At 72.0% G+C, this 11,411-nt stretch carries 11 protein-coding genes; 5 read left to right on the top strand and 6 right to left on the bottom strand.

What is annotated here, in order from left to right:
• Nucleotides 1-1,128: 1,128 nt before the first annotated feature.
• Nucleotides 1,129-1,854, bottom strand: a complete 726-nt coding sequence (locus ABFX51_RS01845; RefSeq protein WP_346051649.1) for an ANTAR domain-containing protein — start codon at nt 1,852-1,854, stop codon at nt 1,129-1,131.
• A gap of 171 nt (nt 1,855-2,025) precedes the next feature.
• Between ABFX51_RS01845 and ABFX51_RS01840 the strand changes: the two genes are divergently transcribed.
• From ABFX51_RS01840 to ABFX51_RS01830, 3 genes are read left to right on the top strand one after another with little or no spacing between them, the layout of a single operon-like run.
• Nucleotides 2,026-2,574: a DUF4232 domain-containing protein gene (locus tag ABFX51_RS01840; protein ID WP_346051647.1), complete on the top strand. Its 549-nt coding sequence runs from the start codon at nt 2,026-2,028 to the stop codon at nt 2,572-2,574.
• Nucleotides 2,575-2,618: 44 nt separating this feature from the next.
• Nucleotides 2,619-3,944 carry a cytochrome P450 gene (locus ABFX51_RS01835; RefSeq protein ID WP_346051646.1) on the top strand — a complete coding sequence of 442 codons (1,326 nt, stop codon included), beginning with the start codon at nt 2,619-2,621 and terminating at the stop codon, nt 3,942-3,944.
• Nucleotides 3,945-3,983: 39 nt separating this feature from the next.
• Nucleotides 3,984-4,739: an alpha/beta fold hydrolase gene (locus ABFX51_RS01830; RefSeq protein WP_346051644.1), complete on the top strand. Its 756-nt coding sequence runs from the start codon at nt 3,984-3,986 to the stop codon at nt 4,737-4,739.
• Here ABFX51_RS01830 and ABFX51_RS01825 read toward each other — a convergent pair.
• Genes ABFX51_RS01825 through ABFX51_RS01815 form a run of 3 tightly spaced genes read right to left on the bottom strand, consistent with a single transcriptional unit; the run spans nt 4,731 to nt 7,902 of the window.
• The gene (locus tag ABFX51_RS01825) at nt 4,731-5,477 is read right to left on the bottom strand and encodes an MBL fold metallo-hydrolase (RefSeq protein WP_346051642.1); all 747 of its coding nucleotides are present in this window, start codon (nt 5,475-5,477) and stop codon (nt 4,731-4,733) included. The two genes, ABFX51_RS01830 and ABFX51_RS01825, sit on opposite strands and share 9 nt — an antisense overlap.
• A 9-nt stretch (nt 5,478-5,486) precedes the next feature.
• A complete protein-coding gene (locus ABFX51_RS01820; protein WP_346051640.1) occupies nt 5,487-6,983 on the bottom strand; it encodes an FAD-dependent oxidoreductase in 1,497 nt (498 codons plus the stop codon).
• Between the two features lie 4 nt (nt 6,984-6,987).
• A complete protein-coding gene (locus tag ABFX51_RS01815; RefSeq protein ID WP_091505374.1) occupies nt 6,988-7,902 on the bottom strand; it encodes an AurF N-oxygenase family protein in 915 nt (304 codons plus the stop codon).
• A gap of 219 nt (nt 7,903-8,121) precedes the next feature.
• Between ABFX51_RS01815 and ABFX51_RS01810 the strand changes: the two genes are divergently transcribed.
• Nucleotides 8,122-8,586 (top strand): hypothetical protein, encoded by a 465-nt coding sequence (locus ABFX51_RS01810; protein WP_346051638.1) that lies wholly within the window; start codon nt 8,122-8,124, stop codon nt 8,584-8,586.
• A 9-nt stretch (nt 8,587-8,595) separates the two neighbouring features.
• Here the strand turns inward: ABFX51_RS01810 and ABFX51_RS01805 are convergent, their stop codons facing one another.
• Nucleotides 8,596-9,486 carry a serine hydrolase gene (locus ABFX51_RS01805; RefSeq protein ID WP_346051637.1) on the bottom strand — a complete coding sequence of 297 codons (891 nt, stop codon included), beginning with the start codon at nt 9,484-9,486 and terminating at the stop codon, nt 8,596-8,598.
• Nucleotides 9,486-10,415 carry a LysR family transcriptional regulator gene (locus tag ABFX51_RS01800; RefSeq protein ID WP_346051635.1) on the bottom strand — a complete coding sequence of 310 codons (930 nt, stop codon included), beginning with the start codon at nt 10,413-10,415 and terminating at the stop codon, nt 9,486-9,488. The genes ABFX51_RS01805 and ABFX51_RS01800 overlap by 1 nt, the downstream gene beginning before the upstream one ends.
• Nucleotides 10,416-10,441: 26 nt before the next feature.
• Between ABFX51_RS01800 and bla the strand changes: the two genes are divergently transcribed.
• Entirely contained in the window at nt 10,442-11,314 is an 873-nt protein-coding gene (gene bla, locus ABFX51_RS01795; protein ID WP_346051633.1) for a class A beta-lactamase, read from the top strand.
• Nucleotides 11,315-11,411: the final 97 nt, after the last annotated feature.

Below are 11,411 nucleotides of genomic sequence, written 5' to 3'. Positions count from 1 at the left end.
CGACAGGCCGCCAACGGTCACCTCAACCCGGGACAACGTCCCTGAACATCACACCTAGCGCCGGGGTACACGGTCCGGCACCCAGGTCCTGCCCGGCCCCGCCCCGCCTGACCTTGCACGCCTTCGCACCCGATCCTGCACCGCCCAGCACACCGGCCCCGTTCGCGTCTCCCGCCCAGCACACCTGCCCCGTTCGAGTCTTGCCTGCCTCACACCGGCCGAACGCTGCGCCCCACGGCCCGATCTCGCCTGACCTGCGCCGCCCGGCACCCGATCCTGCCCTGCCTGGCCCGCGCGGTCTGGCACCCGATCCCCTGGCCCGCCTGGCCTGGCATCTCAGGCACCTGAGGCCGCCCCGCCCGCCTGGCCTCCTCCGCCCAGCACATCGGCCCGGTATCGCACCTTGCCTGCCTCGCACCTGCCGACACGCTGCGCCCTACGGCCCGATCTCGCCTGACCCGATGCCTGCCCGCCCGGGCAATACCGCTAAGTTAGTACGTTTTACCTGGTCAGGGCGTTATCGGAGGCTCTGTTCAGTCGTTCCCGCCGGTTAGGCGGTTCTCCACTTGAGACAGTCGCCGTTGCGGTTGAGGGGAATCTTCAATCGAGGCAACTGTTCTGTCGGGGTGTGACCGCTCTGTGGGCGACGCCTCCAAACGCCTCTGAGCTGCGGAAACTCGCCTAAACTTAGCGGTATTGCCCGCCCGGGCGAGGCAACCGGCGACTCGGCACGAGCGCCCTCAGCGGCAACCGCCGTCGATATTCATGTCCGCCTCGCCGTCCACGGGCAAGACCCGCCCTGACCGCGACCCGCCCAGCCGCGGCGCCCGACCAGCACAACCAGCAACGACGCACGGTCCGCGGCATCACCGCAAGCCGCTACCACCACGCGGCCGCGCCAGCACGCCCGTATCGCCAAAGCCGCGTCACCAACGCGGCCGCGCCACCGCCAACTGCGCCACCACAGGCCCGCGCCGCCGTGCGGTCACGCCACCACAGGCGCGCCGCCGTGCGGTCACGCCACCACACGCCCGCATCACCGCAAGCCGCGGCACTGCGCGCAAGGCCGCACCACCCAGCCACGGCGGCCCCCACGCCCACCACCCAGCCCGCACCCCACAACCCACCTCACCGGCGGGTGCTGTCCTCCACAAAACGGGCCGCGATGATGTTCAGCTTCACGTTCTCGTGCTGGGAGCGCGTCGTCAGCATCTGGAACGCCTCGTCTTCCGTGATGCGGTGCGCGGCCATCAGGATCCCCTTCGCCTGCTCGATCACCGCCCGCGACTGCATCGCGATCCGCAGGTGCCGCACCTGCTCCCTTGCCTGCGTCGCGCGGTGGGACAGGCGCAGCACCGTCGTCACGACGAGGGTGTACAGCTCCAGGATCTGCTGGTCCAGCTCCAGGAAGCCATGTCCGCCGAACCCGAAGAGGTTGATCGCGCCCGAAAAGCCCTCGGCGACGGCGAGGGGCGAAGCGAGATAACTGCCGACCCCGTGCTCCCTCGCCACAGTGGTGAAGTGCGGCCACAGCTGCCGCGCCGTGTCGATCTCCACGCGGACGATCTCGCCGGTCCGGGCCGCACGGAGACAGGGCCCGTCCCCCTCGTCGTACTGCGCGGAGTCGATCTTCACGGCCACGTCGTGCGTCGTCGCGGCGGTGGTGGCACCTTCGGCGCGCACCAGGGTGATCGAGGCCATGTCGGCACCGGGCACGACACGCACCACCTGCTCGCACACGGCCTGCAGCAGCGCACCGGGATCATCGGTGACGGCGACCGTGTCCGACAACGCCTCGAGCGCCTGCCGCACCTCGTCGAGGTGTGCCGACGATCCGCCCGGCAGCTCGCTCATCGTGGCCTGCATCCTCCGTCGTCCAGTCGCGGGAGGCGGACGACGCGGAACGGCCGTCCACCGGTAGCCGCTGGCTGGTCAACGGACTGCGGCAAGTTTACCCAAGCCCCCCAGTGGGTACTACAGGCTGTTACGCTCCCCGCAGTTCGCCGAACCAGGGGGGTCCACACCGTGCGTGCACTCCCCGCCGTGCTGCTCCTCGCCCTGCTCGCGTCCTGCGGAAAAGCCGCTCACCCCGACAACGGGATCGAGCCGCCGCTGCTGACGGTCGGCCCCAGCACCCCGGTCGACACCCCCGGCCCACGCTGCCCGGACTCCGGACTCAGCGTCACCGCGGGCGAGGTCGACGCCGCGCTCGGGCACCGCGCCAGCGTGCTCACCGCCACCAACTGCGGCACCACACCCGTCCGCCTCGACGGCTACCCCGCGATCCGGCTCCTCGACGCCACCCGCGCACCGCTCGCCGTCACGGTCGCGCACGACTCCTCGTACATGGCGATCGACCCCGGCCCCGCCCCACTCACCGTCGCACCCGGCGGGCGCGCCCTGACCGTGCTTTCGTGGTCCAACACCGTCACCTACGGCGACTCCGCGACCGGCGCCTTCGTCGAGGTCGTCCCGCTCCCCGGCGCCGCCGCGCAAACCCTCCCGCTCGACACCGACCTCGGCACCACCGGCAGCCTCACCGTCACGGCCTGGGCGTCGAGCCTGCGCAGCTGACCACAGATCGACATCCGCCACCACCACGGGATACGTTCGAGTCCGTGGAGACGAGGGCACTCACGACGCGGATCCGGGACAGCGCCAAGCCGGTGGTCCGCTGGGGACTGCGGCACGCACTAGCCCGCACCGCCGTGCGGACCGCGGCGAAGCGGGGCGACCTGCAGGCCCGGCTCATCACCCAGGCCGGAACCACCGCGACCGCCGGGCTTTCCGGGCTCTTCGACGAGATCCGGGCACACGGCCCCCTGCTCAAGGGCAGCTTCGCCTACATCACCACCGGTCACGCCGCCGTCAAGGAGGTGCTGACCAGCAACGACTTCCAGGCCGGGTTCGGCACGGTCGAGAACGCGTTCGTCGCGCGGCTCGACGCGTGGTCCGAGCCCGGGCACGTGCACCCCGTCGAGCGGCCGTCCCTGCTGGTCACCGAGCCGCCCGACCACACCCGGTACCGCAAGCTCGTCACGCGTGTGTTCACCGCCCGGGCCGTGGAGAACCTCCGCGCCCGCACCGAGCAGATCGCCGCCGAGCTGCTGGACTCCCTCGACCCGGAGCGGCCCGTCGACCTCGTCGAGACCTACTGCAGCCTGCTGCCCGTCACCGTCATCGCCGAGATCCTCGGAGTGCCCGAGCACGAACGGAAACGCGTCCTCGAACTCGGTGCCGCCGCCGCGCCCAGCCTCGACATGGGCCTGTCGTGGCGCCAGTTCCGCGCGGTCGACTCGGCGCTGGCGTCCTTCGACGCCTGGCTGCGCGACCACCTCGACCACCTGCGCGCGCATCCCGGCGACAACCTGCTCAGCCGGCTCGTCGCCGCGAAGGAGGACGGCGTCGGCCTCACCGACCAGGAGCTGCGGTCCACCGCCGGGCTCGTGCTCGCCGCCGGTTTCGAGACCACCGTGAACCTGCTCGGCAACGGAATCGCCCTGCTGCACCGGAACCGGGCGGAACTGGAGACCCTCCGGCGTGAACCGGAGCTGTGGTCCAACGCCGTCGAGGAGATCCTGCGCACCGATCCGCCCGTGCTGCTCACCGGGCGCTCGTGCGTCCGCGACACCGAGGTGCTGGGCGTGCCGGTCCGTGCGAGGTCCCTCGTCACCACCGTCCTCGCCGGAGCGAACCGCGACCCTGCCGTCTTCACCGATCCCGGCCGCTTCGACGTCCGCCGCGAGAACGCCCGCGACCACGTCTCCTTCTCGGCCGGACGGCACTACTGCCTCGGTGCGGCACTCGCGCGGATGGAGGGTGAGGTCGGGCTGCGGGCGTTGTTCGACCGGTTCCCCGGCTTGACGCTGCTGCCGGGCGCCACCCGGCGCGGCACGCGGATCCTGCGCGGCTACGAAACGCTGCCCGCCCGGCTGCGTGGCTGAACGCGTTTTCCGCGCTGCGGGCGAGGGTATCTTCCCGCCATGATCGCGCGCAGCTGGCATCCGGAGTCCACTGTGGTCGGTGGGACGCCGATGCATTCCGGCACGCTCGGGCGCGGGCCGTCCGTGGTGTGCGTGCCGGGGCTGGGCTGCTCGCACCGGTACTTCCTGCCCCTCGCCCGGCGGCTGGCTCCCCACGCCCACATCAGCGCACCCGACCTGCCGGGTTTCGGGGCCTCACCGGGCCCCGCCGAGGCGCTCGACGTGCGCGGGCTGTCCCTCGCGCTCGCCGGCTGGCTGCGGGCCACCCGGCGCGGCGGCTCGGTGCTGGTGGCCAACTCCGCCGGGTGCCAGGTGGTCGCGGATCTCGCCGTGCACTCGCCCGGCTTGCTCGGGCCCGTCGTGTTCATCGGCCCCACCACGGATCCCCACCTGCGCGCGTGGCCGAGGCAGGCCCTGGGGCTGCTCGCCGACGTGCCGCGCGAGCACCCCGCGCTCGCCCCGGTCGTCGGGCTCGACTACCTCAAGTGCGGCCCGCGCCGGTTTCTCGCCACGTTCCGGCACGTGCTGCGCGATCCGTGGGAGGACAAGCTGCCCGCCGTGCACACGCCGACGGTCGTGGTGCGGGGCACGCGTGATCCGCTCGTGTCGGGGAAGTGGGCACGCGAAGCGACCGCGCTCCTGCCCGCGGGACGGCTTGTCGAACTCCCCGGCAAGCCGCACGCGCTCAACTTCTCGGCTCCCGCCGAGACCGCCCGGATCGTGCTCGGGCTGCTCGCTCCGAGGCCGTCAGGCTGACGCGCGTGCCGCCTCGACGGCGTCGGCCATCGAACCCCGCCACGGATCCCCGTGTCCCGGCGCGAGGACTCCGGCGTCGAGCTTGGCGAACGCGTCCAGGCTTTCCCGCGACTCCTCGAGGAAGTGCGTGAAGAAGGCGGGGATCAACTGCGGCCCCGTCGTCCGCGAGAGCGGATGCCCGGTCACGAGCGCGTCGCCGGACGCCACGACCCCCTGGTCCGGCAACAGGTAGGCGACGTGGCCCGAGGTGTGCCCGGCACACGGCACGGGCACCGGGTTGCCCGGCAGGTCGAGCGCGCCTTCGGTGGGGAACGGCCGCGCGTGCGGGATCGACGGGTGTGTCAGCGCGCCCGCGCGGAGGATGCGCAGGATCCAGCCCGCCCCGCCCGGTCGCACGAACTGCTTGAGCACGTCCACCGGCGTGGCCTGTTCGAGCCGTTCCCGTCGCGCGTGCCCGACCTCGGTCGCGTGCGTGTACACCGGCGCGCCGTACCGTTCGTGGAAGTGGTTCAGCGCGCCCATGTGATCGAGGTGGGCGTGGGTGAGCAGCACGGCCCGCACGTCCTCGGGCCGGCGGCCGATGGCGCGGACCGACGCCTCCACGGCGGCGACGTCACCCGGCCAGCCACCGTCGATCAGCGTGACGTCCTCGCCGTCGCGCACCAGCACCCAGTTCACGTCGGTGCCGCGCGCCATGAACACGTTCGCGGCGACCTCGGCCACCTCACCCTTGCGCACGGCCGCAGCCTAGCCGCCCCGGCGCCGGCCCAGGAGCGCCGCCTTGCGACCCTGACGTTTCCGGGCGGGAAGCCTGCCCGCGACGGCATCGTCGAGGAGGCTGCCCACGGTCTCCGCGGCGCAGGCCCGGTTCGCCCCGATCCCGCCGGAGGGCCCGCGCTTGATCCAGCCGACGACGTAGGTGCCCGGCCGGACCCGCCCGCCCTCGTTCGGGATGGTGCCGGTCTGCTCGTCGAACGGCAGCCCCGGCACCGGGGTCCCCCGGTAGCCCACCGCGCGGATCACCTGTCCCGCCGCGATTTCCGTGCCCCCGCCGACACGCAGCCCGCGGACCTGGCTGTCCCCGGTGATCGCCTCCGGCGCGGAGTGGAAGCGCAGGACGATGCGGCGCTTGCCGTGCCGAGGCGGCGCGGACCAGTCGACGGTCTCCCTCGGCAGGTCCCGCAGCAGGGCCGCCTTGTCACCGGGCGCGGCCGCGTCGATCGTCTCGGCGATCCGCGGGTCGTGCGTGTCCACCACCAGGTCGACGTCCTCCCGCTGCGTGAGCGCGAGCAGTTCCGGCCTCGTGTACGCGGCCGATTCCGGGCCGCGGCGGGCGAGCAGCACCACCTCGCGGACCTTGCTGGTGCGCAAGCGGGAAAGCGCTTCCGGCGAGATCTCCGTGCCGGCCAGCGCGGCCGGGTCGGCGGTCAGGATCCGCGCCACGTCGAGCGCGACGTTGCCGGTGCCGACGACGACCACGCGCGCGGCCGACAGGTCCACCGCGTCCGCGGCCACGTCGGGGTGGCCGTTGTACCAGGCGACAACCGTCGTGGCGGCGAGGCTGCCCGGCAGGTCCTCCCCCGCGATCCCCAGCCGCCGCGCCGACGACGCCCCGACCGCGTAGATCACCGCGTCGTAGCGCTCCGCCAGCTCGTCGACGGTGACGTCCCGGCCGACCTCGACACCCAGCCGCAGCTTCACGCGCGGGTGGTCGTGGAAGCGCGCGAACGTCTCGCCGATCTTCTTCGTCGACGGGTGGTCGGGCGCCACACCGTAGCGCACGAGGCCGCCCGCGACCGGCAGCCGGTCGATGAGCGTCACGCGGGAACCGGTGTGCAGCAACAGGTCCTCGACCGCGTACATGCCGGCCGGGCCGGTGCCGACCACCGCGACGTCCAGCGGCGCGAAGTCGCTGGGGATCCGGCGGTCGAACGTCGGCGGCCCCCACGCGTGGAAGTTCGGCGCGAGACCGAGGACGTCCACCGGCTCCTGGTCGGCGTAGTACGCCGCGTTGATGTCGGCGTACGCGCGCATCGGGCCCAGCAGGCTGTCCGCGGGGAAGATCGCGTCGACCGGGCACGCGTCGGCGCAGGCGCCGCAGTCGATGCACGTGCGCGGGTCGACGTAGAGCATCTCCGTCGTCCCGAAGTCCGGTTCGTCCGGCGTCGGGTGGATGCAGTTGACCGGGCAGACCGAGACGCAGGACGCGTCGTTGCAGCAGGTCTGGGTGATCGCGAAGGCCATGGCGTCAGATCAGGTTGGCGCGCTTGTAGAACCAGGTCGAGGCCTTGGTCAGCAGCCCGGCCGAGTGGAGGAACTCCATCAGGCCCGCGCAGCTGGACCGCAGCATCGCCTTGTGGTGCTCGTTCGCCTTCGCCTCGCGCACGGCGCGCCTGGTGTCCAGGCCCGCGTTCGCGTACACCTTCGGGTTCACCATGCTGCTGACGATGAAGTACGACGCGATGGCCACGACCAGCGCGTTGTACTGGCGCCGCAGCCAGCCCGCGCCCTTGAGCCGCTCGCGGGTCTCCTCGCGGGCGAACTTCATGTGCCGCGACTCCTCGACCACGTGGATGTTGTTGATGGTGCGCACGAACGGGACCACGCGCTCGTCACGCATCCAGTCGCGCTGCATGACGTCGAGGACCTCTTCGGCGACCAGGATCGCGGCGTACGCGGCCTCGCCCTTGGCGGTGCTCTTGAAGAACCGGCCCAGCTCGACCGCGAGACGGCGGGGGCGGTAGGCCGGCGCCCGCAGCTTCGCGGCACCACGCGCGAACATGATCGAGTGCCGGCACTCGTCGGCGATCTCGGTCAGCGCCCACTGGAACGCGGGGTCGGTCGGGTCCTTGGCGTAGAAGTCGCGGAGCACCATCTGCTGCAGGATCATCTCGAACCAGATCCCGGTGCTGGCGACGGAAGCGGCCTCCTGCCGGGTCAGCTCACGCTGCTGCTCCGGGGTCAGCTCGGCCCAGTACGCGGTGCCGTAGAGCGTGCTCCACTCCGGGCTCGCGCCGTGGTAGCTCGTGTCGAGCGGGGTCTCCCAGTCGACTTCCTTGATCGGGTCGTAGGACAACGTCTCGGACGAGTCCAGCAACCGCCGCGCCATCTCTTCGCGGCCGGGCTCGGTCTCCTCCGCTCGCTGCGTACCGACGCTGGTCATAGCAGACTCCTTGCCGCACGATTGCCTGTTACCGAGGTTTACTGTTACCTAAGGTAACACGAACTTCGGCGCGCGTGCAGGGGGTGCTAGGAAGGGACCGCTATGCGAATCGATCAGCGAATCACCCTCAGCGCCGTGGTCCTGGCAGCCACCGCTCTCACCGCGTGCGGAACCTCGTCGGACAGCAGCGCCCCCGCTACCCCCTCGGCGCCGGCATCGATGTCGGCGACGACCGTCGTGCCCTCGAACATCACGGCACCGGGCACCAAGATGAAGTTCGGCGACCGTGCCGTGGTGAAGTGGCAGGACGGCTACGTCGGCATCACCGTCACCGGCGTGGACTCCGGCGACACGGCCGGTTTCCGGCAGAAGTTCGGCGAGAACGCCAACGACCTCGAGCCGTACTACGTCCGCTACACCGTCGAGAACCTGGGCGGCACCGACCTGTCCGTCAAGAACCCGCCCCTGGTCAGGGCGGCACTGGCCGACGGCACGAGCACGGGCACGTTCATCACCGGCTCGGTGGACCAGTGCGAGACCGTGCTCACGCCGCAGACGTTCACGACCGTCGGCGCCCAGGTCACGGAGTGCCAGCTGGACGCCGCGAGCACGGGCGACCAGGTCGGCGGCGCCCGCTACGCCCAGGGCGAGTACGACGAGCAGCCGCTGCTCTGGACGAAGTGACCACCGGGGTCAACCCGCCCGCAGGTGGTCCCGCAACCGCCGCGCGACGTGCGCCATCGCGGCCTCGGCCGCCGACTGGTGCGCGGCGGGCACGCGGGACTCGGTGAGCGCCACGACGGCGAACAAGCCGCCGTCAGCGTGTTCGACCACCCCGGCCTCGTGCCGCAGGGTCAGCAGTGTGCCGGTCTTGCCCGCCCACACCGTGGCGTCCGAGCTGAAGTCCGGGGCGAGGCGCTGCCGGAAAACGTGGTGCCGCAACAACTCCCGCACCCGGTCGGCCACCTCGGCGGCGATCTTCGACGGGGTCCACAGTCCCTGCAGCAGGTCGGCGCACGCCCTGGCCGACCCGGTGTTGGCCCGGGTGACGTCGAGCTGCGGGATGCGGTGACCTCGCCCGGCGGTGCCCGCTCCGATGGCCAGCGAGTGCGCCAGGTGGACGTCGGCGGCGCCGAAGCGTTCCGCCGGCGTGTCGGCCAGCTCGGCGATGAGGTGCCGGACCACGATCCCTTCGACGCCGAGCTCCCGCACGATCCGCGTGACCTCCGCGGGCGGGGTGAGCGCGAACAACGCGTCCGAGGCCGTGTTGTCGCTGATGGACGTGCTCAGGTACAGCAGGTCGTCGAGCGCGATGCGGGCCGGGTGGCGGAACCGGCTCAGGCCCGTCGGCCCCGGCGTGGTGACGCGGCCCGGCTGGACCTCCAGCGCGGTAGCGCCGTCGAGCTCGCCGCGGTGCACGCGGGTCAGCGTGGCGACCGCGAGCGGCACCTTGACCAGCGAGGCGAGCGGCCACGGGGTGTCGGTCTCGAAGCCGATCTCCGCACCGGACCGCAGGTCACGCACCAGGAACGAGCCCCGCAGCCCGGCGTCGTCGAGCACGTCGCGCAGTTCCCGCAGCAGCATCACGCCTCCCCCGTTCCCAGGCAGCGCCCGATCGACCGCGACAGCGGCCGGAGGCGTTCCTCGTCGTCACCGTAGGTCGTGGCCAGCGCGTAGCCGCGGACGAGCCGGAGTTCGCCGAGCGGCCGCCAGTGCAGATCGAGGTCGGCCGTTTGCGCCGCCGAGCACAGCAGCAGGTCCGAGGAGCCGAGCACGTCCGCGACGGCGGAGACGAGAGAGTCGGCGGCGACGACCTGCGAGGGGCGCAGGCCGAGCGCGTCACGGAGGCGGAACAGCGGATCACGCAGGTGCGGCACGTCGTCCTCCGGCTGCAGCCATACCCGCCGGGGTCGTGCCGCCTCAGCGCGGCCGGGTCGCAGGGTTTCCAGGTAGACGGTGCGTTCACGGGGAGCCACGGCGGCGGCGACCCCGAGCGGCACGGCCCACTGGGCCTGGTCCTCGGGCGCCGCGACCAGTGCTGCCCTGACCTGTTGCGTGCGCAGCAGATCCTCACGGGCGGCTGGCGCGGCAGGGCGGAAATCGAGGACGAGGTCGTGCTCCCGCGCCTCCGCGTCGAGGTGGGCGAGGTCCCGCGTGCCGCAGCACTCGGGCACGGCGAAGCGCAGCGGACGGCGGCGCGCCCGCCTGGCGTCGGACTCCAGCGCCTCGGCGAGACCGACGAGCCGTCGGGCGGCGGGCAGCACCTCGCGCCCGAACGGCGTCAGCACCGCTCGGCGCGTCGCCCGGTCGAACAGCCGGTCCCCGAGGCGTCGCTCGAGCGCGGCGATGCGGCGGCTCGCGACCGGCTGCGGAATCCCCGCGGCCGCCGCGCCCAGCGTGAAGCTCCCCCGCTCGCTGACGCTCACGAACGCCCGGCAGGCGTCGACCAGATCCACGGCGCGAAGTCTATGCCGATCCGGTATGGAAACCTCGGTTCGTGTCTTGGACAGCATGAGCAGGTCCCGGAAGGGTGGGAGTCATGTTCGCCAGAAGCACCCTGTTCGTCCTGCTGTTGTTCGGCCTGCTCACCGGCTGCGCGAGCACCGCGGTACCGCCGGCCGCCGGACCCGCGGAGCAGATCGCGGCCCCGGATTTCCACGACCTCGAAACCCGCTTCGGCGCCCGGCTCGGCGTGTACGCACTCGACACCGGCAGTGGCAAGGAGGTCGCCTATCACGCCGACGACCGCTTCGCCTACGCCTCCACGATCAAGGCGCTCGCCGTCGGTGCCCTCCTGCGAGAGGGCGCTGACCTCGACAAACGGCTCACCTATACCCAAGCGGACATCGTGTCGCACTCCCCCGTCACCGGACCGCGTGTGAACACCGGCGTGACCGTGCGCGAGGCGGCCGAGGCCGCCCTCCAGCAGAGCGACAACACCGCGGGCAACCTGCTGTTCCGCGAACTGGGCGGCCCCGCCGGGCTCGCGAAGGCGCTGCGCGGCATCGGGGACACCACCACGCATCCCGACCGCTGGGAGACCAGCCTCAACGAGGCGGTCGCCGGTGACATCCGCGACACGAGCACCCCTCGGGCCCTCGCGACCAGCCTGCGCGCCTTCACACTCGGCGACGCGCTGCCCGCGGACAAGCGCGACCTGCTCGTGGACCTGATGCGCCGCAACACCACCGGCAGTGGGCTGATCGCCGCGGGCCTGCCGGAGGGCTGGACGTCGGCGGACAAGACGGGCTCGGCCGGCTACGGCACCCGCAACGACATCGCCGTCGTGTGGCCACCGTCGGGTGCCCCGGTAGTCCTGGCAGTACTGTCCACACGCGACACAAAGGACGCCACCTACGACGACAAACTCATCGCCGAGGCAACGGCCCGCGCTGTCACCGCGCTGCGCTGACAGCACCGTCGAGCGGGATTGCTCCCCGCTAAGGTGTGTCTGACAATGTTGTGGTCCAGGTGATGACGGCGTGCAGGAGGATGGCTGCTCGGTAGAC

Origin of the sequence: Amycolatopsis dongchuanensis, from assembly GCF_039542405.1 — a bacterium.
GTDB lineage: Bacteria > Actinomycetota > Actinomycetes > Mycobacteriales > Pseudonocardiaceae > Amycolatopsis_E > Amycolatopsis_E sacchari.
The sequence above is the reverse complement of the archived record's forward strand: the minus strand, read 5'-3'. Positions and strand labels throughout refer to the sequence as shown.